The 19,739-nt window shown below is 31.0% G+C and carries 25 protein-coding genes and 2 tRNA genes; 14 read left to right on the top strand and 13 right to left on the bottom strand.

The window, feature by feature from the left end:
- The first annotated feature begins 4 nt into the window (after positions 1-4).
- From MEVAN_RS05435 to hisE, 3 genes are all read left to right on the top strand, one after another.
- Positions 5-460, top strand: coding sequence for a gamma carbonic anhydrase family protein (locus MEVAN_RS05435; RefSeq protein WP_048059155.1), 456 nt, complete (start codon positions 5-7; stop codon positions 458-460).
- 61 nt (positions 461-521) lie between these two features.
- Positions 522-944 carry a 6,7-dimethyl-8-ribityllumazine synthase gene (ribH, locus tag MEVAN_RS05440; protein WP_012065880.1) on the top strand — a complete coding sequence of 141 codons (423 nt, stop codon included), beginning with the start codon at positions 522-524 and terminating at the stop codon, positions 942-944.
- 47 nt (positions 945-991) lie between these two features.
- Complete coding sequence (hisE, locus tag MEVAN_RS05445) at positions 992-1,282, top strand: phosphoribosyl-ATP diphosphatase (protein ID WP_012065881.1); 291 nt, start codon at positions 992-994, stop codon at positions 1,280-1,282.
- A gap of 7 nt (positions 1,283-1,289) precedes the next feature.
- Here hisE and MEVAN_RS05450 read toward each other — a convergent pair whose 3' ends face one another.
- The 6 genes from MEVAN_RS05450 to cofH (MEVAN_RS05475) all read right to left on the bottom strand — a co-directional run bounded on the left by MEVAN_RS05450 (position 1,290) and on the right by cofH (MEVAN_RS05475) (position 6,633).
- Positions 1,290-2,201, bottom strand: a complete 912-nt coding sequence (locus tag MEVAN_RS05450) for a CBS domain-containing protein (RefSeq protein WP_012065882.1) — start codon at positions 2,199-2,201, stop codon at positions 1,290-1,292.
- A 125-nt stretch (positions 2,202-2,326) separates the two neighbouring features.
- The gene (locus tag MEVAN_RS05455) at positions 2,327-3,067 is read right to left on the bottom strand and encodes a Nif3-like dinuclear metal center hexameric protein (protein ID WP_012065883.1); all 741 of its coding nucleotides are present in this window, start codon (positions 3,065-3,067) and stop codon (positions 2,327-2,329) included.
- Positions 3,064-3,672 (bottom strand): HemK2/MTQ2 family protein methyltransferase, encoded by a 609-nt coding sequence (locus MEVAN_RS05460; protein ID WP_012065884.1) that lies wholly within the window; start codon positions 3,670-3,672, stop codon positions 3,064-3,066. The genes MEVAN_RS05455 and MEVAN_RS05460 overlap by 4 nt, the downstream gene beginning before the upstream one ends.
- Before the next feature lie 56 nt (positions 3,673-3,728).
- Entirely contained in the window at positions 3,729-4,208 is a 480-nt protein-coding gene (locus tag MEVAN_RS05465) for an RNA-binding protein (protein ID WP_012065885.1), read from the bottom strand.
- 164 nt (positions 4,209-4,372) lie between these two features.
- Positions 4,373-5,452, bottom strand: coding sequence for a 7,8-didemethyl-8-hydroxy-5-deazariboflavin synthase subunit CofH (gene cofH, locus MEVAN_RS05470; RefSeq protein ID WP_012065886.1), 1,080 nt, complete (start codon positions 5,450-5,452; stop codon positions 4,373-4,375).
- 104 nt (positions 5,453-5,556) lie between these two features.
- Complete coding sequence (cofH, locus tag MEVAN_RS05475) at positions 5,557-6,633, bottom strand: 5-amino-6-(D-ribitylamino)uracil--L-tyrosine 4-hydroxyphenyl transferase CofH (RefSeq protein ID WP_012065887.1); 1,077 nt, start codon at positions 6,631-6,633, stop codon at positions 5,557-5,559.
- A gap of 234 nt (positions 6,634-6,867) precedes the next feature.
- Here cofH (MEVAN_RS05475) and mer point away from each other — a divergent pair, with 234 nt between their 5' ends.
- Entirely contained in the window at positions 6,868-7,830 is a 963-nt protein-coding gene (gene mer / locus MEVAN_RS05480; protein ID WP_012065888.1) for a 5,10-methylenetetrahydromethanopterin reductase, read from the top strand.
- A 69-nt stretch (positions 7,831-7,899) separates the two neighbouring features.
- Here mer and MEVAN_RS05485 read toward each other — a convergent pair whose 3' ends face one another.
- From MEVAN_RS05485 to MEVAN_RS05500, 4 genes are all read right to left on the bottom strand, one after another.
- Positions 7,900-8,316: a DUF2666 domain-containing protein gene (locus tag MEVAN_RS05485; protein ID WP_012065889.1), complete on the bottom strand. Its 417-nt coding sequence runs from the start codon at positions 8,314-8,316 to the stop codon at positions 7,900-7,902.
- A gap of 128 nt (positions 8,317-8,444) precedes the next feature.
- The gene (gene rpl18a / locus MEVAN_RS05490; RefSeq protein WP_012065890.1) at positions 8,445-8,675 is read right to left on the bottom strand and encodes a 50S ribosomal protein L18Ae; all 231 of its coding nucleotides are present in this window, start codon (positions 8,673-8,675) and stop codon (positions 8,445-8,447) included.
- A gap of 20 nt (positions 8,676-8,695) precedes the next feature.
- The gene (locus MEVAN_RS05495; protein WP_012065891.1) at positions 8,696-9,379 is read right to left on the bottom strand and encodes a translation initiation factor IF-6; all 684 of its coding nucleotides are present in this window, start codon (positions 9,377-9,379) and stop codon (positions 8,696-8,698) included.
- Positions 9,380-9,415: 36 nt separating this feature from the next.
- On the bottom strand, positions 9,416-9,667 hold the full coding sequence (locus tag MEVAN_RS05500) for a 50S ribosomal protein L31e (RefSeq protein ID WP_012065892.1): 252 nt from the start codon (positions 9,665-9,667) through the stop codon (positions 9,416-9,418).
- A gap of 94 nt (positions 9,668-9,761) precedes the next feature.
- On the opposite strand from MEVAN_RS05500, the gene argB reads away from it, so the two are divergent.
- From argB to MEVAN_RS05530, 6 genes are all read left to right on the top strand, one after another.
- Positions 9,762-10,646, top strand: coding sequence for an acetylglutamate kinase (gene argB / locus MEVAN_RS05505; protein WP_012065893.1), 885 nt, complete (start codon positions 9,762-9,764; stop codon positions 10,644-10,646).
- A 253-nt stretch (positions 10,647-10,899) separates the two neighbouring features.
- The gene (locus MEVAN_RS05510) at positions 10,900-11,238 is read left to right on the top strand and encodes a P-II family nitrogen regulator (RefSeq protein ID WP_012065894.1); all 339 of its coding nucleotides are present in this window, start codon (positions 10,900-10,902) and stop codon (positions 11,236-11,238) included.
- 29 nt (positions 11,239-11,267) lie between these two features.
- Complete coding sequence (locus MEVAN_RS05515) at positions 11,268-12,494, top strand: ammonium transporter (protein ID WP_012065895.1); 1,227 nt, start codon at positions 11,268-11,270, stop codon at positions 12,492-12,494.
- Positions 12,495-12,617: 123 nt separating this feature from the next.
- Positions 12,618-12,959, top strand: a complete 342-nt coding sequence (locus tag MEVAN_RS05520) for a P-II family nitrogen regulator (RefSeq protein ID WP_012065896.1) — start codon at positions 12,618-12,620, stop codon at positions 12,957-12,959.
- 32 nt (positions 12,960-12,991) lie between these two features.
- Positions 12,992-13,303: an MGMT family protein gene (locus MEVAN_RS05525; protein ID WP_012065897.1), complete on the top strand. Its 312-nt coding sequence runs from the start codon at positions 12,992-12,994 to the stop codon at positions 13,301-13,303.
- Between the two features lie 92 nt (positions 13,304-13,395).
- Positions 13,396-14,358 (top strand): tributyrin esterase, encoded by a 963-nt coding sequence (locus MEVAN_RS05530; protein ID WP_012065898.1) that lies wholly within the window; start codon positions 13,396-13,398, stop codon positions 14,356-14,358.
- Between the two features lie 61 nt (positions 14,359-14,419).
- Here MEVAN_RS05530 and MEVAN_RS05535 read toward each other — a convergent pair.
- Positions 14,420-14,493 (bottom strand) — tRNA-Thr (locus MEVAN_RS05535).
- Between the two features lie 136 nt (positions 14,494-14,629).
- On the opposite strand from MEVAN_RS05535, the gene MEVAN_RS05540 reads away from it, so the two are divergent.
- Positions 14,630-14,702 (top strand) — tRNA-Gln (locus tag MEVAN_RS05540).
- 103 nt (positions 14,703-14,805) lie between these two features.
- On the opposite strand, the gene priS is transcribed toward MEVAN_RS05540, so the two are convergent.
- The gene (gene priS, locus MEVAN_RS05545; RefSeq protein WP_012065899.1) at positions 14,806-15,873 is read right to left on the bottom strand and encodes a DNA primase catalytic subunit PriS; all 1,068 of its coding nucleotides are present in this window, start codon (positions 15,871-15,873) and stop codon (positions 14,806-14,808) included.
- A 115-nt stretch (positions 15,874-15,988) separates the two neighbouring features.
- Here priS and mfnF point away from each other — a divergent pair, with 115 nt between their 5' ends.
- The 3 genes from mfnF to MEVAN_RS05560 all read left to right on the top strand — a co-directional run bounded on the left by mfnF (position 15,989) and on the right by MEVAN_RS05560 (position 18,767).
- A complete protein-coding gene (gene mfnF, locus MEVAN_RS05550) occupies positions 15,989-17,008 on the top strand; it encodes a (4-{4-[2-(gamma-L-glutamylamino)ethyl]phenoxymethyl}furan-2-yl)methanamine synthase (protein ID WP_012065900.1) in 1,020 nt (339 codons plus the stop codon).
- Between the two features lie 125 nt (positions 17,009-17,133).
- Entirely contained in the window at positions 17,134-18,327 is a 1,194-nt protein-coding gene (locus MEVAN_RS05555; protein WP_012065901.1) for an argininosuccinate synthase, read from the top strand.
- Positions 18,328-18,392: 65 nt separating this feature from the next.
- Positions 18,393-18,767, top strand: coding sequence for a CxxCxxCC domain-containing protein (locus MEVAN_RS05560; RefSeq protein WP_012065902.1), 375 nt, complete (start codon positions 18,393-18,395; stop codon positions 18,765-18,767).
- Here MEVAN_RS05560 and MEVAN_RS05565 read toward each other — a convergent pair.
- On the bottom strand, positions 18,759-19,727 hold the full coding sequence (locus tag MEVAN_RS05565) for a CPBP family intramembrane glutamic endopeptidase (RefSeq protein WP_012065903.1): 969 nt from the start codon (positions 19,725-19,727) through the stop codon (positions 18,759-18,761). The two genes, MEVAN_RS05560 and MEVAN_RS05565, sit on opposite strands and share 9 nt — an antisense overlap.
- Positions 19,728-19,739 lie beyond the last annotated feature (12 nt).

Here is a 19,739-nt window from a genome sequence, read left to right on the forward strand (position 1 = left end):
TAATATGGCAAAAATTGCAAAAAATGCAACAGTTATTGGAAATGTTGAACTCTCTAAAGATGTAAATATCTGGTATGGCGCAGTCATTAGGGGAGATATAAACAAAATTACAATTAAAGAAGGTTCAAATATTCAAGATAACTGTGTTGTGCACTGTTCTAAGGAATTCCCTACATTTATTGGTAAAAACGTATCAATTGGACATGGTGCAGTAATCCATGGTTGTATAATTGATGATAACGTTCTTATTGGAATGAACTCTACGGTTTTAAATGGTGCTAAAATTGGTAAAAATTCAATAATCGGCGCAAATGCACTTGTTTCTCAAAATAAAGAAATTCCGCCAAATAGTCTTGTTTTAGGAGTTCCCGGAAAAGTTATGCGAACTTTAACTCTTGAAGAAATAGAATCTATAAAAGATAATGCATTAAGATATTTGGAATTATCAAGAAGTTTATAATAAAACTTATAATATTTGAAAATTAATAAATTAATAGCAAAATTATAACTTGGTGAAAAAAATGGTTAATTTAGGATTTGTTATTGCAGAATTTAACCGGGATTTAACGTACATGATGGAAAAGTTAGCTGAAGAACACGCTCAATTTTTAGGGGCTAACGTAGTATGTAAAGTAATGGTTCCAGGTTCATTTGACATGCCCTTGGCGATAAAAACACTTCTTAAAAAAGATAATATTGATGCAGTAGTTACAATTGGTTGTGTTATTGAAGGAGACACTGAACACGATGAAATTGTGGTACAAAACGCAGCACGAAAGATTGCAGATTTATCTTTAGAATTTGAAAAACCTGTTGCTTTAGGGATTTCTGGGCCTGGAATGACGAGGATGCAGGCAGAAGATAGAATTGATTATGGAAAAAGTGCAGTTGAAGCAGCGGTTAAAATGGTAAAAAGAATTAATGATATTAAAAACAGTAATTAAACAATTTTGAGTATTTAAATTTTATTAAAACATTTTTTTGTGATTTTATGGATGCATTAAAAGAAGTTTATTCTACAATTGAAAAAAGGATTAAAGAAAAACCTGAAGGTTCGTACGTTGTTAAATTAACGACTAACGACAAAAAAACAGCAGTAAACAAGATTTGTGAAAAAATTGGCGAAGAAGCGGCAGAAACGATTCTTGCAGCAAAAGATAATGATAAATCAGAAATAATTTATGAAAGTGCAGATTTAATTTTTCACACGTTTGTCTTACTTGCAAAATTCGGAATTTCTTATGAAGAATTAAACGAAGAATTTAAAAAAAGAATGAAATAACTCTTTTTTATTTTAAATAGCCTTTTAATATTTTTGGAAATATTGTTCCTTCAATTAATTTTAAAATATCTGTTCTTGTAATAATTCCAACGGTATCTTCATATTCATTTACAATAATTAACCTTCCAACGTTATTTTTTTCCATTAAAATAAGCGCATCGTATATTTTTTTATCTTTCGAGATTGTGAATGTATTTGTGGCCATGATTTTAGATACTTTTTCGTTTTCAAGACCTTTTGAAACTGCGTCAGCAATATCATGAAGACTTATTATTCCTAAAAGTTTTTTATCTTCCATTATTGGAATTCCACTAATATTTTTTTCAGATAGCACTTTTGCAGTGTTTTTAACTGTTTCATCGGGTCTAATACTTATCAATTCATCTTTAGTTCCAACTTCTGATACAGAAATATATGGGACACTTGCAACGCCAATTACGTCTATAAGTAAAATATGGTTAATATCATCCCGTCCAACAACTTTTCCAAGTATTACAATTTTATTGTGGTGAGTTGGCCCAATTTTTACAATATCGTTTTCAGAAAATTTTCTTGTGTCTCCTGCAATATATATCTTTGAAGAACATGACCTTTCATGAGTTACGGTATCAAAGACAATTTTAGTAACATTTACTCCTTCAATTCTTTCTTCACCCTTATAAATTGGAACAACAATTTCTTCCTTAATTTCGAGCCCTAATGACCTATAAGTTTGGCTTGTGGGAATGTATCCGCCCTTTGGCCCGGGAACTCCATCTACGAGGTTTAAAGCCCTTAAAGCTTGCATCTGGTTTCTAATAGTTCCAGGATTTCTACTTAATCTAACGGCAATTTCAGTTCCTTTAACAGCCTTATTTTTTTCTTTATATATTTGGAGTAATTCCTGCAATATTTCTTTTTGAACAACTGTTAGCTCCATAGCCCCACCATTATCAATGATTATAAATAGTGATTATAAATAGTGACATATATACTATGATTTTTTAGATATATAATAATCTTTTGGTTTAACATCGAAAAAATAGCAGATAGGTGATTTTTTTCTTAGAAATCCAACGAGACTACAGGAATTTTTAGTATTCCTTTTAGATACTTAAAAAAGTTTTTTAGCCCGTAAACTTCGGTTCCATAATGTGTTCCATCAATAACCGTTAACCCAAGTTCCTTTGCGATAATTTTTGAATGGTGCGTTAAATCCCCTGAAAGGTACACGTCAGCAAGATTTGAAACATGGACTATTGAATTTTGAGATAATCCATATCCTGAAAGCACTGCAAGTTTAATTGATTTTTTATTTATTAATTCTTTTTTAAGTATGATTTCTGGATTTTTACAAATGTTTTCGTTAGTAATTTTTAAAATATCATTAAAAGTCCCTTCAAAATTTCCTATTCTTCCAAGGCCGTCATCATATAAATTTTTAACGTCTTTTAAATTAAATAATTCTGCCAAAGAATCATTTAAACCATTTTTACAGATATCAAGGTTGGTATGTGCAGAATAAAGAATAATGTCATTTTCAGTAAGTATTTTTAGTTTTTTATAGAGTGGGCCTGTAAAATTTTTTACAGGATCTTTTAAAATTGGGTGGTGGGTAAATAAAAAATCAATGTTTTCCATTTTTGCTTTTTCTATGACTTCTAAAGATGGGTCAAGTGCCATTCCAATTTTTTTGATTTTTTTATTTAAATTAAGTCCTACTTGAACACCAACGTTATCCCCAAAAACTGCAAGGCATTTTGGGGAAAATTCTTCAATTAACTCTATAACTTCAATTGCTTTCATTTTTTCAAACCCGTAATTACCTGTAATTCTTCAAATAAAAATTTTAAAGAGCCAGTCTGTTCTGCCTTAAATCCTAATTTTTCCATTAAAGATATTGTCTTTTTACCATCAGTTAATGAAGACTGAAGTATCTGTACTACTCCATTTTCATTTAAATGATCTGAAACTCCTAATAAAAAGTTATCTATTACCTCACGACCGTCTTTTCCACCATCGAAAGCATAATTTAAGTATTTTTCAAGTTTTTCATCATTAGACGTTGGAAGGTAGGGGGCATTAAATAAAATTACATCAAATTTTCCAGAAATATTTTTGAATAGATCGCTAGTTTTAAACGAAATTTTTTTTAAATCACATTTATTTATTTCTGCATTATTTTTGGCACATTCAATAGCATAAGGGTTTATATCTATCCCGTAAACCATTAAAGCCCCATTTTTAAGTGCATTAATTGCTTGAATTCCACTTCCAGTTCCAACATCAAGAACTGTTTTATTTTTTACATCTACCAAGTTTTCAATTAAAAGTTCACTATCTTCTGCAGGAACGTACACTTTTGGATGAGTTTTTATTTTAACATCTTTAATCTCAATAATTTCTATCATTTTATCAATTTAAGATTTTTTTATAACTAACTACTTTATTTTACATTTTTAAGATATTACATTTTCCAGATTTCATCGCCGACAAAATGCAAGGTCTTAATTGCTTTTCCCTTTTTTTCTTCAACCATTACTTTTCCATCCATTAGTGCTTCTCCAACGGATAGCGGTTTTTTATGCATTACATCAACAACAAATACAATATCTCCTGTCTGAATATTTTCATCTGCATCAACAATTCCTGGAGCCATTACATCTGCACCGTTTGCAAGGAATTTTACAGCACCCATGTCAACAGTTACTCGATTATTTTCAATAGATGTGTTTAATAAAAATTTTAATGTTGGAAACATTTTACCATTATTTATCATTGCAAGGGGGGTTCCGTCAACAAGAATAATTTCTCCAAGGTCTAAAACTGCTTTTTCTACAGGTGCATCTTTTGGAATTATTTTTTCAACATCAAATATTTTTCCAAGGTCTTCTTTAATTTCCTTTAATTCTTTTTTTTTCAACATATATCTTCTTTTAATTTCCATATTTTCACGAACGATAATTTTTATATATTTATATAATTTTTAATATTTTAAGACTTAATTTTTATTTTAACAAGCATTTAAAAGAGGTATGTATTTTACAGAATAAGTAAGTTTAGGTCAATACATTAAAATAGAAATTTTATATTAATTAATTAATTAATTAATTAATTAATTAATTCATAAAGTGTATTTCTCTTTTTTGGGATTTTATTTACGTTTAAAATCATATTTTTCAATTTTTCTTCACTCATACACGTTCCAAAGCTCCCTCCGGCAGCCTTTGAAATACTTTCTTCCATTAGTGTCCCACCAACATCATTAGCACCGCAATTTAGTGAAATTTGGCTTAATTTAATTCCCAATTTTACCCATGATGTCTGTATGTTTTTTAAGTAATTTTTAAAAAATATTCTAGAAATCGCATAAACTTTTAAATCCAAAATTCCAGAAGCCCCGCTTTTAACCTTTCCAATATGGTGAAGAGGCGCATTTTCATGCAAAAATGTTAAAGGAACGAATTCTGTAAATCCAGAAGTTTCTTTTTGAATTTCCTTTAAAATTGATAAATGTTCTACTAAATGCACGTTTTCTTCAATATGGCCATACATCATTGTACAAGTTGTTTTAATGCCGTTTTTATGGGCCGTCTTTACAACATCTATCCATTCTGATGTGGTTAGTTTTGTAGGGCATATTTCGTTTCTTATTTCATCATTTAATATTTCTGCAGCGGTTCCAGGCATTGTTTTAAGCCCGCTATCTTTTAAAATTTTTAAAGCTTCTTTTACATTTAATCCACAATTTTCAGCAGCTGATTTAACTTCCATTGGTGAAAAGGCATGTATATCAATTCCGCCATATTTTTCAGTAATTTTTTTAACTTTTTGTAAAATTTCCGCCTGAAAATATGTGTCAATTTCTGGTAAGAGCCCACCTTGAATACATACTTCAGTAGCCCCCGTTTTTCTTGCTAAAAGTGCTTTTTCTGCAACCTTATCAGGATTTAAAAAAAATGAGTTAGGGTCTTCTTTTTCAGTTTTAAATGCACAAAATTTACACGTTCCACTGCAAACGTTTGTAAAGTTTATATTTGCATTTAAGACGTAAGTAACCGTATCCCCAACAGATTCCTTTCTAATATCATCTGCAACTTTTAAAATATCAAAAAAGTTTTCAGTATCTAAAAATAATTCTAGGCACTCTTTTTTTGAAATATCCTTTTCTTTAAAGGAAATTAAGTCCATTAGCTCACCTGCCGAGTGTTAGGATTTAAAAAAAATATTTATTTTAATTATTATTCTATTAGTTATTATATCATTATATAATTATTATATTAATAATAATACCATTATTTAATTATTTCATAAAGTGTAGTTCTTTTTTTCGGAATTCTGCCTATATTCTTAATTGCATTTTCCATTAATTCAGTACTTGCATCTTCATAGGTACTTCCGGCAGCTTTTGAAACTTTATCTTCCATCAATGTTCCACCAAGGTCGTTTGCACCACATTTTAGAATAATTTGGCTTAATTTGGTTCCAAGTTTTACTCTTGGAACTTGAATGTTTTTAATCGTATCTTTAAAAAATATTCTAGAAATTGCATAAAGTTTTAATTCGTAAAGCCCGTTTGCACCGTCTTTAACCCTGCCCAAATTATAAAGTGGCGTATTTTCATATAAGTATGAAAGCGGAATAAATTCTGTAAATACAGAAGTTTCTTTTTGAATTTCCTTTAAAATGGAAAAATGCTCAACAACGTGACTGTATTGTTCAATATGCCCGTACATTATAGTTGATGTCGTTTTAAATCCTATTTTATGGGCTTCCTTAATTATTTCAATCCATTTATTTACGGGCATTTTTAAAGGACATATCTCATTTCTAACGCTGTCATTAAGAATTTCAGCAGCGGTTCCAGGAATGGTTCTTAAACCTGCGTCATAAAGCATTTCTAACGCTTCTTTTACATTTAATCCAGCAACTTCGGCACCATTTAATATTTCCTGTGGTGAATATGCATGGACGTAAATTCCACCAAACGGGTTCGTTACTTCATTTACTTTTTTTAGTGTTTCAACTTGAAAATGAGTATCTACATCAGGATGAATTCCGCCATGAATTGTAACTTCCGTAAATCCTGCTTTTTTTGCTAAAAGGGCTTTTTTTGCAATTTCTTCTGAATTTAATTTAAATGCTTCCAAGCTATTTTTTGATTTTCCAAAAGCACAGAATTTACAACCCATTATACAGACATTTGTAGTCTCTATATTTGTATTAACCACATAAGTAACCGTATCCCCAACAGATTCCTTTCTAATATCATCTGCAACTTTTAAAATATCAAAAAAGTTTTCAGTATCTAAAAATAATTCTAGGCACTCTTTTTTTGAAATATCCTTTTCTTTAAAGGAAATTAAGTCCATTAGATCACCGAATTTATTAATGTTTCATTAATTCATACCTTTTTATATATAAATTTGGGCATGTATAGTAATTTAATTAATACCTACCATAATTTGTTTAATAGGTCGAAGAGCATTTCAAAACTTTATTTACTATATATAACTTTCTATTCTTGATAAATAGAAAGTACATTATATTGCTGATTAGTAATTATACTTGTTATATTAAAACTCTAGAAATAGGAAGGTGGCAGAATGAAATTTGGTATTGAATTCGTCCCAAACGAGCCAATAACAAAGCTCGCATACTACGTTAAAATGGCTGAAGACAACGGCTTTGAATACTGTTGGATTACAGACCACTACAACAACAGAAATGTTTACATGACTTTAGGTGCACTTGCTGCGGTAACTAACAAAATTAAGTTAGGGCCTGGTGTTACAAACCCATACGTAAGAAGCCCAGCAGTTACGGCATCAGCAATGGCTACATTAGATGAACTTTCTGGCGGTAGATCCGTATTAGGTATCGGCCCTGGCGACAAGGCAACATTTGATGCATTAGGTATTGAATGGACAAAGCCAGTTGGAACAATCATAAAATCAATTGAAGACATGAACGCTTTAATGGCGGGAAAAAGGTTATCCGAAGGTGCACAACTTGCAGTTAAACCTACAACAAAAGTTCCAATCTACATGGGTGCACAAGGACCTAAAATGTTAGAAACCGCTGGAGAAATCGCTGACGGTGTGTTAATTAACGCTTCAAACCCAAAAGACTTCGAAGCAGCAGTTCCTTTAATTAAAAAAGGAGCAGAATCAAAAGGAAGAAGCATGTCTGAAATTGACGTTGCAGCATATGCATGCATGTCCGTAGACAAAAACGCAGACAAAGCTAAACAAGCAGCTATCCCAGTAGTGGCATTCATCGCTGCCGGTTCACCTCCTATGATCTTAGAAAGACACGGAATCGACGCTTCAAAAGTTAAAGCAATAAGTGAAGCATTAAAATCCGGAAACTTCGGTGCAGCATTTGGAAATGTAGACAACACAATGTTAGAAGCATTTGCATTATACGGTACACCAGAAGAAGTAGTTGAAAAAGTAAAAGCTCTTGAAAAAATGGGTGTAACACAAATTGTTGCAGGTTCCCCAATTGGGCCAAATAAAGATACAAGCATTAAATTAATCGGAAAAATTATTAAGGAATTTAAATAATTCTTTTTTTAATTCTTCTTTTTTTAAGATTTTAAACCAATTTAAAAAAGTATTTTTGGAATTTTTAAGCTATTGTGATTTTTCAATGAATTTTTCAATCATTTTAGCTTCAACATGTAACTTAAAGCCGAGTCTTTCAAGCACGATTTCGGTTAAAATCCTTTTTAAAATTTCTTTTCCTTCTTTTGACTCGGTTATTGCGTTCATTTTTTTAGTAGTTGCTGGCGATTTCAATTTTACGAGGGCTTCGGAAACTTCTTCTTCTTTGACTTTTCCTTTTTTAGCAACGTATATTTCATCAGCAATTTCTTCTAATTTTTGCATATCAAATGGCAAAAATTCCTTTATTTTCAAAGATATTGTTTCATTAATTCCTGCTAATATTCTTGCGATTTCTACATTACGGGTATTTTCATCAATTTTCAGTTTTTTAGAAACGTACCATTTTCCTTTTTTTGCAGTAAAAAGTATTCTTTCTTCAGACATAAAATCACCATATTTAACAGTATATTATTATAAAATACGGGATACGATATCTACTTTAAATTATATAAAATAATATTAAACAAACGAGAGAATAACTAAAAAAATAATAAAAAAATATAAAAAAGTAATTAATACATTTCAAGAGTCTTTCTTACAATAGGGTCTAAAACTTCCTCTTGTGAAATTTCTGAAATTTCCAAAACTTGAATGTTTGCTCTTTTTACAGAGTGTTTGCTACCCATGTCTGAGTACATAATTTCTAAAGCATCACTTTCTTTTAATACGTTGTATTCTTTTGAGAATACCATAGGTTCGTCTTTTCCAACAATTTTTCCTTTTATTCTTATGATTTTTGCCATAATATCACCAGATGAATTTATTAATCGATTAAATCGAGAGCTTCTTCAATTTTTAAGAGTTCAGGGCCTGAAGTGTCGCCACCGATAACTGCACCCTTAGTGTTTGCAAGAATACATGAGCCAACTGAAGTTACGCCCCGGTTTGCAGTACCTCTTCCAACATAGTCCACTTTTAAAACGTCTGTTATCCACTCTAATTCTAATTCATCAGTTAACGGGTGAACGAGGCATCCTTTATCAGTAGCAACTCCGTTAGAACCAACCGTTGGAAGACTAGCATAGTTTCCGACTCCAGATTCTACTCCAAGTACATCTTCAATGACTTTTCTAAAGTTCTGTAACTCTTCTGAAATTATGCATCCTTTATTATTTGTTAATATTAAATTACCAAATGCCGTGTTTTTAGCTTTAAGTTTTTCTAAATTAACATCAAGACTATTTTCTTTTAAAAAGTCTTTAATTAATGCAATTTCCTTACTCGTTACAATGTTAGGTACTAATAGTCCGTTGGAGTTTCCAACACATAAAGAACCGATTAATGAACTGTTAGATATGTTTAACTGGGTTACTGGAATATTGAGTACTTCCTTCATTTTTTCCAAAGTGTTTTTTTCAACTGAAAGAGGAAAAAGTCCATAGTCTTCAGTTGCAAGTGAAAGTACTCCTATAGTAGATACTCCAGAAAAGTATGTTTTGATTATCATAGTACCACAATGTTTTTTAGGAAAGAATAAGTTGCATTATTCTATCAATGTAGCTTTAACAACATCTCCTTCTTTGACAGCTTTAACTCTGACTTTTGCAGGGATTTTATTTAAGCTTCTTTCCCAAACTTTTTCGTTTATTGAGTTGTCTAATTTAACAACATCTGATTTCATATGTTTCATTAAAAACGCTCTAATAGCCCTAATAGCCCTTGGCGCTCTCTTTGTTGTAGGTGATTTGTTTGTTACATCTCTCAATGGGATTGTATATATTCTTTCTTCTTCCATATTCTGCACCTCCGCATGGATTAAAAAATGTATAAATATTAAATCATATAGAATATGAAAAATCAATATTTAAATATTTTGGTGGCAAGTAAACATGGACGAATATAAAAAAGCTGAAATCTTAATTGAAGCGTTGCCTTATATTTGCAAATTCCACGACCAGAAGTTTGTAATTAAGTATGGCGGCCACGCAATGGTTAATGAACAGGCAAAAAATTGGATCGCAAAAGACATGGTTCTTTTAAAATATGTTGGGATTAATCCGATAATTGTTCACGGCGGAGGCCCAGAAATAAACCGTGCAATGGAAAAAATGGGGAAAGTTCCGGAATTTATCCATGGATTAAGGGTAACTGATGAAGAAACACTTGAAATAGTAAAAATGGTTCTTATCGGTAAAATAAATGGGGATATTGTATCTAAACTTGAACAATACGGTGGAAAATCTGTTGGACTCTCTGGAAAATCGGGTCAACTTATAAAGGCAAGAAAAAAGATTCAGTATTTAATAAGGGATAATGAAAAAATAGAGGTAGACCTTGGAATGGTGGGGGAAGTTGAACGGGTAGATACTAAATTAGTTGATATTCTTGTTGAAAAAAAATATATTCCAGTAATTTCTCCAATAGGTGTTGACGAACAAAATAAAGACCTTAATTTAAATGCGGATATTGCGGCAGGAGATATTGCAGGAGCAATGAATGCAGAAAAATTGATAATGGTTACAGACGTTGACGGCATAATGGATGACATAAACGACCCTAAAACACTTCACCGGAAACTTACGATTTCACAAATAGAAAAAATGATAGAAAAAGGGATAATTACTGGAGGTATGATTCCAAAAATCGAGGCTTGCATAAACGCTTTAAATAAAGGGGTTCAAAGTGTCCATATAGTAAATGGAAAAATACCTCATGCAGTTCTTTTAGAAATATTTACTGAAGAAGGCATTGGAACAATGATTTTAAAGGATTAAATTACTTTTTTTAATATTTTTTAATTTAATATTTTAGGCGGCTTACAAAAAATTCAATTTTTAAAATAATTGCCAATTTATCTATTAATTTAAATAAAAGATTATTTAAATGTTTTGATTTTAGTTACATTTATATATAATATCAATCTATGGGTTAGTATCGGAAAAGGAATTCTGTTTCCTTCTAAGATACCAATACCTAACAATGCCTTCCATGTTAGTTTTATAATATAATCAAATTAGGGGTGTTTCAGTGAAAAAAATTGAAGCAATAATAAGAATCGAAAGACTTGACATAGTAAAAGGAATTTTATCTGAAAATGGGTTTTTAAGCCTTACAATATCTGATGTTAAAGGTAGGGGCGTTCAAGGTGGAATAATCGAACGTTATCGTGGAACAGAGTATGTTGTAGACCTTTTACCCAAGGTAAAAATCGAGACAATAGTTGATGATAAGGACGTAGAAGAAATTATTACAATAATTTCTGAAAATGCGAGTACTGGAAAATTAGGGGATGGAAAAATCTTTATACTGCCTGTAGATGACGCAATACGTATAAGGACTGGAGAACGCGGTAAAAATGCTATATAATTAAATATAATATACTTTGAGGTGAATTTATGGGAACTGCTGAGTTATTTGTCGAACCTACAAACATTATAACGGGCCTTAGTACTCTTGCAAATTCTGGAGACGTAATGTTTCTTGTATTAATGGGAACACTCGTATTTGCAATGCAACTTGGATTTGCACTTTTAGAAGGGGGACAAGTTAGAAAAAAGAACGTGAACAACGTAATGATGAAAAACATGACTGACTGGATTATCGGGGCAATTTCATGGTTATTTATCGGGTCAGTACTTGCAGTATCACTTATTCCTGGAGACTTTGTAAGTTGGTGGGGTCAAATCGTAACAACTAACTTTGCAAACAACGGGATAGATTTGGCAACATGGTTTTTTGGACTGGTATTTGCAGCAACTGCGGCTACAATCGTTTCAGGTGGTGTTGCAGAAAGAATTAAATTTAAATCGTACATAATAATGTCAATAATAATAACGGCATTCATATACCCCATTTACGTGTACCTGGGCCCTTGGGGATCAGGAATACTTCCATTTAACGACTATGCAGGAAGTTTTATAGTTCACGGCTTAGGGGGATTTTTGGCACTAGGAGTAATTGCAGCACTTGGCCCAAGAGTTGGAAAATTTATAAATAATAAACCAGTTTCAATTCCTGGCCATAATATTCCAATGTCAGTATTTGGTGCATTTGTTCTTGCAATCGGCTGGTATGGATTTAACGTTGGGAGTTCTTTTGGAATTTCAGAAATTTCAGGGCTAGTCTGTGCAACAACAACGCTTGCAATGGCAGGCGGGGGAATAGGTGCACTTTTAGCTTCAAAAGACGATGTGCTTTTCACAGCAAACGGTCTTGTTGCAGGATTAGTTGCAATCTGTTCTGGAACTGATGTAGTAAGCCCTATTGGAGCACTTATAATTGGACTTCTTGCAGGCATTCAAGTTCCGATCGTGTACAAACTAATTGAAAAAGTAGGGCTTGACGACGTTTGTGGCGTAGTTCCAGTTCATGGAACTGCAGGAATTCTTGGAGGAATTCTTACAGGGGTATTTGGAATGAGCGTTCTTGGAGGAACTGGGGATGTAAGTTTAGTAAACCAGTTAATTGCAGCAGCAGTTACAATATTTTATGGTACCACCTTAGGATTTTTACTTGGTAAAGTTGCAGGAATATTCACTAACGGCATAAGAGTAACTGAAGAAGAAGAAAAAGTAGGGCTTGACATTTCAGAACACAAACTTCCAGCTTACCATGATGAATAACTAAATATTTTTTCTAATTTTAAAAACCATTAATACTATATTTTAAAATAGCAAAATTTTTTAAGAAATAACTCTTAAAATAAGATTGAATTTATTAATTAGGACTTTTTTGGTGGTGCAACCGTGAAAAAAATCGAAGCCATATTTAGGCCCGAAAGACTACTTGCAGTTAAAAATGCCCTACAAGAAGGGGGATTCGTAAGTTTAACATTAACTGAAGTTAAGGGAAGGGGCATTCAAGGTGGAATCGTTGAAAGATACCGTGGAAATGAATATACTGTAGATTTAATACCGAAAGTTAAAATAGAAATGGTTGTTTTAGATGAAAAAGTCGAAGAAGCAATAGATATAATACTTGAAAATGCCAAAACTGGAAAACCCGGGGATGGAAAAATTTTTATAATTCCTATAGATGATGCAGTGCGTATACGAACAGGGATAAAAGGAAATGAAGCAATTAATTAATATATTTATTAATTTCTTTTTTAGGTGTGATAATGGAATATACTTCGCCTACATTTAATGATAAATGTTATGAACTTTTAAAAAATGTTCCAAAAGGAAGCGTTACAACATATAAAATAATTGCGAGAGCATTAAATACAAATGCATACCGCGCTGTTGGAAATGCAATGAAACGAAATCAAAATCTTTTGAACGTACCATGTCATAGGGTAGTAAATTCTAATGGTTCTGTTGGAGAGTATATTCTTGGAACTGAAAAAAAGATTGAAATTTTGAAAAGTGAGGGCATAGAAATAACTAATGGGAAAATAGTCGATTTTAATAACCGTCTGTTTAAATTTTAACCATATTTAATTTTGATATGTGTTTAATACTCGGTGCTATTTTAATACATAAAACCACTAAACCTATAATTATATGTTATTTGGGTGGTTTAATGGTTTTTGGATTTTTTAAACGGAAAACTAAAAAAACGATCTTCGAGTTTTTAAAGAATAAAAATGTACTTGAAATAGATTTAAAAAATTCTAAAGATTGTATACTTGATTTTACATATAATTTTATATGGCAGAGCAATTTTGACGTGAATTCAAAAGTAACTTTAGAAACCTCTTTTAAAGATATTGTGGAACATGTCAAAAATCCTGAAAATGTAGTTTATATTAAAGGAAACGTTGGACACAGATTTTGTAGTTCAATGGGTGCTGATTTATCTTATTTTGGCGGAAATGGCGGAAAAATTCCAACTGGTTTTGTAATAGTTGATGGGAATATAGATACTAGATTTGGAATAAGCATGGTTTCTGGAAAAGTCTATGTAAAAGATGGTTTTAAAGTTAAAGAACCCATTGGAAATATTATAGAGGTTCAAAGCGATATTGAAGGCTATAAAAAATACATGTCTATTACTGAAATACTTGAACAGAAACCTCTTGAAAAAGTTTTAAGTCCAAATTTAAAGAATAAAAATAGTTTAACACTAAATGATAAATTATTAAGGGATACCATTGGTGCAAGACTTGAAAAAAACGCCGAAATTACTGTAAATGGAAATGTTGAACTGAGTACTGGAATTTTAATGAAAAACGGAACAATCATAGTAAATGGAAATGCTGGAAAAAACACTGGTTCGGTTTTAAAAGGCGGTACCGTAATTATAAATGGAGATACGGCAGATTTTACTGCTTCGGATATGGTTTTTGGAAATATAATTATAAATGGAAATGCTGGAAAGTTTTTAGGTGCAAAAAAGAAAGGTGGAAAAATTTATGCTAAAACAGGCTCTTCAATTCCCCCAACTAAAAAATATGATTTAAATCAGGAAGATAAGGACTTTTTAGCTAAGTATGGGTTTAATACTGATTTTATAAATTTTATAAATTTTATAAAATTTGAATAATAACTACATATATATTTTATATATCTAAATTTTTAAATATATATTTGTAAAATTAAAAACGAGCCTCAGGCGGGGTTTGAACCCGCGGCCTCCTGCTTACCAAGCAGGCGCTCTACCAGGCTGAGCCACTGAGGCACAAAAATATAAACAACTTCCAAATGAAATACATAATAAACAGTATATAAAGTTTTCGGTGATTACCAATACTAAAACCGCATTTACCGAAAACTTTATATAATATAATTTCAATCTAATTAATGCAAGTCACTGAAGCCCAGTAGTGTAGTGGCCAATCATCTAGGTCTTTGGAACCTGGGACCGCGGTTCGAATCCGCGCTGGGCTACTTTTTAATTTTGGATAAATTAATTTATTAATCTAAATATATTAATTTAAATCTATTTTATACTCAAATCCTTAAGTAAGCTATAAAAAAATAAAAAAGATTTTTAAAGAATTTCAAAATCAATACCATGCCCAAACAAGAATAAAAGATAGCTTGCAGGAATTTCTTTACTTTCATGATCGAATATTTCCCCTTTTAAGGTTAATTGGAACACTTCCTGATTTATTTTTACAGAGTATCTTTTTTTATGGAATTTTGAAAAAACGGCATGATTTAAAGGGTCAAACTGTCCGTTTTTTAGTGAATCATATGCAATTTCCTTGACCATAAGTCCAGTATATCCGTGAAGTGAACCAATGGTTCTAAGAAGCCGTATATCATCATCCATAACTTTTTCATCCAGTTCTAGACGACTTTTCATATTATGTATTATTTCGTAAATTTTTTTTCTTATATCGTCTTTTCGAGTATCGATTTCGGTTTTCCAGTCCGCTGTTTTTTCAAATTTTTTAATGCCTATTTTATTTTTTTCAAATTCTTTAAGTAACCTTATTTTCCAACGATTCCCCATTATTCTCAAATTCATATTTTTTCCTAAAATATATTCGATAAAATACCTTCTTTCGTCTTTTCCCCAAGATTCAATTCTATTTTTTATACTTTCGTCTTCAGGTTCTAAATAAACATGGTATCCCCTATTTCCCGTAAATACTATTTTTAAATCGTTTTTAGTTAGGCCAAAATCTGGAAATAAAAAGTCCTCACTTAATATTAAAACCTGATTTTTTGCCTCATTTAGGCACTCTTCACATATCCAGCTATCGTCGTGACTACAGTACTTGGTTTTATGTGTATCAATATCAAAAGCAATTTCTCTTTTAAAAATGCCTTTTTTAGTGGCTCCACCAATTAAACTCGGATGTTCCATATATGAAAGTGATTTATAAAGGTGAAAAGGTGCTTCTTTTAATACCCAAGATAGGTAATCGATTTCATTTGTAAATGAAATATTTCTATTATCCACTTTTTTTAACATCCCGTAACCAATTTCCCTATGTTCAAGGTCTTTTGGAACTTCAAGCCACTTTCTTTTTTTAATTGCATAGTCGTAGTATTCATGATATAGCGTAGATACTTCATTAAAGATGCAATTTTTAGAATTATCGTCCATATTTTTCACTTATTATATGGTTAATCAAATCAGATTTAAATAATATTATATGAATTATTAATTAAATTTATCTTCTAATAATTTAAACGAAATTTCATTAAAACAGGGTGTAAAAATGATTTTAGGAATTGATATTGGGGGAGCTAACACCAAAATTACTGAATTATATGAAAATGGGGAATTTAAAATCCACCATATTTATTTTCCAATGTGGAAGAATAGTGAAAAGCTTTCTAAAGTTTTGAAAAAATATTCAAACAATGTATCAATTGTAGCATTAGTAACAACTGCAGAACTTGCTGACTCTTATGAAACCAAACAAGAAGGTGTAGAAAATATATTAAATGCAGTAGAAAACGCTTTTGGAGATAACGTGTTAGTATTTGATAGTGATTGTAATTTTGTTTTAACAAAAGATGCAAAAGAAAACTACATGACTGTTTCCGCATCAAACTGGTGTGCTACTGCAGAATTTGTATCGCAAAATATTGATAAAAATTGTATTTTGGTAGATATGGGTTCAACAACAACAGATATTATCCCAATAGTTGATGGAAAAGCCGCTTCAAATAAAACAGACCTTGAAAGACTCATGAATAATGAATTGTTATATGTAGGATCATTAAGAACTCCGCTTTCATTTCTTTCAAATAAAATCATGTTTAAAGATACAATAACAAATGTATCTTCAGAATATTTTGCAATAACCGGTGATATTTCCTTAGTATTGGATAAAATAACTGAAATGGATTACAGTTGCGATACTCCTGATGGAAAACCCGCTGATAAGAGAAACAGCTTAATTAGGATTTCTAAAGTACTATGTTCTGATTTAAATCAAATATCCGCAGATGAATCGATAAATATTGCAATAGAATACTATAAAATTTTAATAGATTTAATTTTAGAGAATGTAAAAAAGGTTTCTGAAAAATACGGGCTAAAAAACATTGTAATAACTGGACTTGGTGAAGAAATATTAAAAGATGCATTAAGTGAACTAACTAAATCAAACGAATTTAATATTATTTCAATAAAAGAAAGATACGGAAAAGATGTGTCCTTAGCAACGCCGAGTTTTTCTGTTTCAATACTCCTTAAAAATGAATTAAATGCTAAACTTAATCGTTCTTAAATTTTCTTAAAACTATATTTTCTTAAAACTAATTTTTAATGTAAACTTACAAAAAGTTTATAACCATTTAACTGATATATTGGTAAAATTATTTTTGATAAAAGGATTTAAACACAGGTGGTAATATGCAGGAAAAAATTGCAGTTTTAGCATACTCTGGAGGGCTTGATACAAGCTGCTGCTTAAAATTACTTGAAGATAAGTATAATTATAAAGTAGTTTCTGTTGCAGTCGATGTAGGGCAGCCTGAGGACGACTTAAAAGAACCTGAAGAAAAGGCAAAGAAACTTGGTGTTTTAAAGCATTATACTATTGATGCAAAGGAAGAATTTGCAGTTGACTATATTTTTAGGGCAATAAAGGCAAATGCGCTTTATGAAGGTTACCCCTTATCAACGGCTCTTGCAAGACCGCTGATTGCTATAAAAATTGCAGAACTTGCAAAAGAAATTGGGGCGGATGCAATTTCACACGGCTGTACTGGAAAAGGAAATGACCAATTTAGATTTGAGTCCGTAATGAGGGCAAAAGCACCTGAAATTGAAATAATTGCCCCAATAAGGGATTTAAACCTTACAAGAACAGAAGAAATCCAATATGCAAAAGAAAAAGGAATTCCAATTCCAGTTGATTTAGAAAAACCATTTAGTATCGATGAAAACTTATGGGGTAGAAGTATTGAAGGCGGAATTTTAGAAAACCCAATGATTGAAACTCCAAAAGAGTGTTTTGCATGGACTGTTGACCCGAAAATAGCAAAAGATGAAGAAGAGTACGTAGAAATTGAATTTAAGGCAGGGGTTCCAGTTGCAATAAACGGGCAAAAATTTGATGCTATTAATGTAATAAAAGAAGCAAATAAACTTGCTGGGAGAAACGGCGTTGGTAGGGTAGATATTATAGAAGATAGGGTTTTAGGCCTTAAATCAAGAGAAAATTATGAATGCCCCGGTGCAATTTTATTAATAACTGCACATAAGGCACTTGAGCAACTCGTTTTATCAAGAGAAGAATTAGTATTTAAAGAAATGGTGGATTCAAAGTATGCAGACTTAATTTACAAAGGACTATGGCACGAACCTTTAAGACATGATTTAGATGCATTTGTAGACAAAACGCAAGAAAGAATGAATGGAATAGTTCGGGCAAAACTTTACAAAGGTTCTTTAAGAATTGTTGGAAGGGAAAGCGAATGTGCACTTTATCAAGAAAACATGGTTTCATTCGAGAATAAGGACATGGATCAGAGAGAAATCGTAGGAATGGTTAAATTCCACGGACTTCAAGCTGCAATTTTTGAAAGTCTTAGGAATAAATAATTAATTTTTTTAAAATTAGGGCAAAAAAGCCCATTTTTTTATCCTGTTAATAATTTAAAAGAAATATGGCTAAAAATCAGAGTGGTAGTATTTTTAATACAAAAGTTACGATAAAGTACGATAAGGAAAAAATAATCAAGTTAAGCTCAGAAATGTTTTCTGAAGATTTATGCATACAGTGCGGCAGATGCTGTATGATTCACGTTTACACTACAGATGAAAAAATAGACCCTGAAATAGTCTACTGTAATCATCTTGATGTGGAAACAAAACGCTGTAAAATATATAAAAACCGGTTCAATAAAGAAAAAGAATGTTTATCCATGCTTGAAGCGATACTTACTTCCGCGTTACCAAAAGATTGTCCATATGTAAAAAATTACCCTAGTTATGAAGAGCCTTGGTTTTATGGCCTTTTAAGGGGTAAAAATTTAAAATAGTAGTGAAAAAAAATCGTATAGTATATGGATTAAAATGGGAGTTGAAGTACTCGATTTTTCTTTAATTTTTCCAAGAACATAACTTATCAAAAAAATCCCTAAAAATACAATAATGGAAAAATAATGGGCATGGAGTACCGAAAAAAGAATACTTGTATATACATTTCCAAATCTTGGTTGAATTGCTCCTCTAAATAATAATTCTTCGCTTATTCCCACGACAATTGATAAAAAAGCTATTTTTAATAATGTATTACTGACAATTTTCACGCTTTTAACGGCAGTTTCTACATTTGTTGATTCAAAAAATACTTGTTTTGAAATTTGTTCGCCAAAATATGGGTTTATATATTGAATAATCATACCTAAAACATCAAAAAAATTCCAAATTAATTTATCTAGGAATACTATTGAAATCAACCCAATTATTACGTATTTTATCGATGGAATTTTTATATTTAGTCTATTAATAGTTTGGATAAAATTTCTACGAGTTCCATACCCAATTCCAACAAAAGAAAATATAAAAATTACGAATTGGAATGCTAAAAGCTCTAAAAAATCAGGGACTATAGTAGTTATTATCATTAAATTTGCTGAAAAACTCCATAAAATAACCGGATTTAACAATAAGTAAACTGAAAGGGATAATAAAGTTCTATGAATCTGGTTATCAAAAGAAACATCCATCTTAAATAATTTTTTAAATTTATCGAAAAAAATTCTATCCCAAAATAGTAAAAAAGCTATTCCTGACACAATAAATATTAAAAAACCAACTAAAAAATCATAATTTGCTGTAAAATATATTGAAAAAAGAATAACTACTAAATTAAAAACAAAAATTACGCTATTGATAATTTTTTCAAGGAACTTTATTCTTAAAGAATGAACTAAGTTTACCCCGTAGATAATAATGCTAACAAAAAAGTAAAAGAAGTGGATTAGTGATTCTATCATCTAAATCACTGC

Source organism: Methanococcus vannielii SB (genome assembly GCF_000017165.1).
Lineage (GTDB): Archaea > AGJL01 > Methanococci > Methanococcales > Methanococcaceae > Methanococcus > Methanococcus vannielii.

Bases quoted from the DNA above. Each gene is read 5' to 3' on its own strand.
- MEVAN_RS05485 (WP_012065889.1), bottom strand. From the start codon at position 8,316: ATGTCTGAAGAAAGAATACTTTTTACTGCAAAAAAAGGAAAATGGTAC.
- MEVAN_RS05455 (WP_012065883.1), bottom strand. From the start codon at position 3,067: ATGAAAGCAATTGAAGTTATAGAGTTAATTGAAGAATTTTCCCCAAAA.
- MEVAN_RS05495 (WP_012065891.1), bottom strand. From the start codon at position 9,379: ATGATAATCAAAACATACTTTTCTGGAGTATCTACTATAGGAGTACTT.
- cofH (WP_012065886.1), bottom strand. From the start codon at position 5,452: ATGGACTTAATTTCCTTTAAAGAAAAGGATATTTCAAAAAAAGAGTGC.
- MEVAN_RS05465 (WP_012065885.1), bottom strand. From the start codon at position 4,208: ATGGAAATTAAAAGAAGATATATGTTGAAAAAAAAAGAATTAAAGGAA.
- MEVAN_RS05515 (WP_012065895.1), top strand. From the start codon at position 11,268: ATGGGAACTGCTGAGTTATTTGTCGAACCTACAAACATTATAACGGGC.
- MEVAN_RS05555 (WP_012065901.1), top strand. From the start codon at position 17,134: ATGCAGGAAAAAATTGCAGTTTTAGCATACTCTGGAGGGCTTGATACA.
- mer (WP_012065888.1), top strand. From the start codon at position 6,868: ATGAAATTTGGTATTGAATTCGTCCCAAACGAGCCAATAACAAAGCTC.
- MEVAN_RS05565 (WP_012065903.1), bottom strand. From the start codon at position 19,727: ATGATAGAATCACTAATCCACTTCTTTTACTTTTTTGTTAGCATTATT.
- hisE (WP_012065881.1), top strand. From the start codon at position 992: ATGGATGCATTAAAAGAAGTTTATTCTACAATTGAAAAAAGGATTAAA.
- ribH (WP_012065880.1), top strand. From the start codon at position 522: ATGGTTAATTTAGGATTTGTTATTGCAGAATTTAACCGGGATTTAACG.
- priS (WP_012065899.1), bottom strand. From the start codon at position 15,873: ATGGACGATAATTCTAAAAATTGCATCTTTAATGAAGTATCTACGCTA.
- mfnF (WP_012065900.1), top strand. From the start codon at position 15,989: ATGATTTTAGGAATTGATATTGGGGGAGCTAACACCAAAATTACTGAA.
- MEVAN_RS05525 (WP_012065897.1), top strand. From the start codon at position 12,992: ATGGAATATACTTCGCCTACATTTAATGATAAATGTTATGAACTTTTA.
- argB (WP_012065893.1), top strand. From the start codon at position 9,762: ATGGACGAATATAAAAAAGCTGAAATCTTAATTGAAGCGTTGCCTTAT.
- rpl18a (WP_012065890.1), bottom strand. From the start codon at position 8,675: ATGGCAAAAATCATAAGAATAAAAGGAAAAATTGTTGGAAAAGACGAA.
- MEVAN_RS05500 (WP_012065892.1), bottom strand. From the start codon at position 9,667: ATGGAAGAAGAAAGAATATATACAATCCCATTGAGAGATGTAACAAAC.
- cofH (WP_012065887.1), bottom strand. From the start codon at position 6,633: ATGGACTTAATTTCCTTTAAAGAAAAGGATATTTCAAAAAAAGAGTGC.
- MEVAN_RS05560 (WP_012065902.1), top strand. From the start codon at position 18,393: ATGGCTAAAAATCAGAGTGGTAGTATTTTTAATACAAAAGTTACGATA.
- MEVAN_RS05450 (WP_012065882.1), bottom strand. From the start codon at position 2,201: ATGGAGCTAACAGTTGTTCAAAAAGAAATATTGCAGGAATTACTCCAA.
- MEVAN_RS05460 (WP_012065884.1), bottom strand. From the start codon at position 3,672: ATGATAGAAATTATTGAGATTAAAGATGTTAAAATAAAAACTCATCCA.
- MEVAN_RS05530 (WP_012065898.1), top strand. From the start codon at position 13,396: ATGGTTTTTGGATTTTTTAAACGGAAAACTAAAAAAACGATCTTCGAG.
- MEVAN_RS05435 (WP_048059155.1), top strand. From the start codon at position 5: ATGGCAAAAATTGCAAAAAATGCAACAGTTATTGGAAATGTTGAACTC.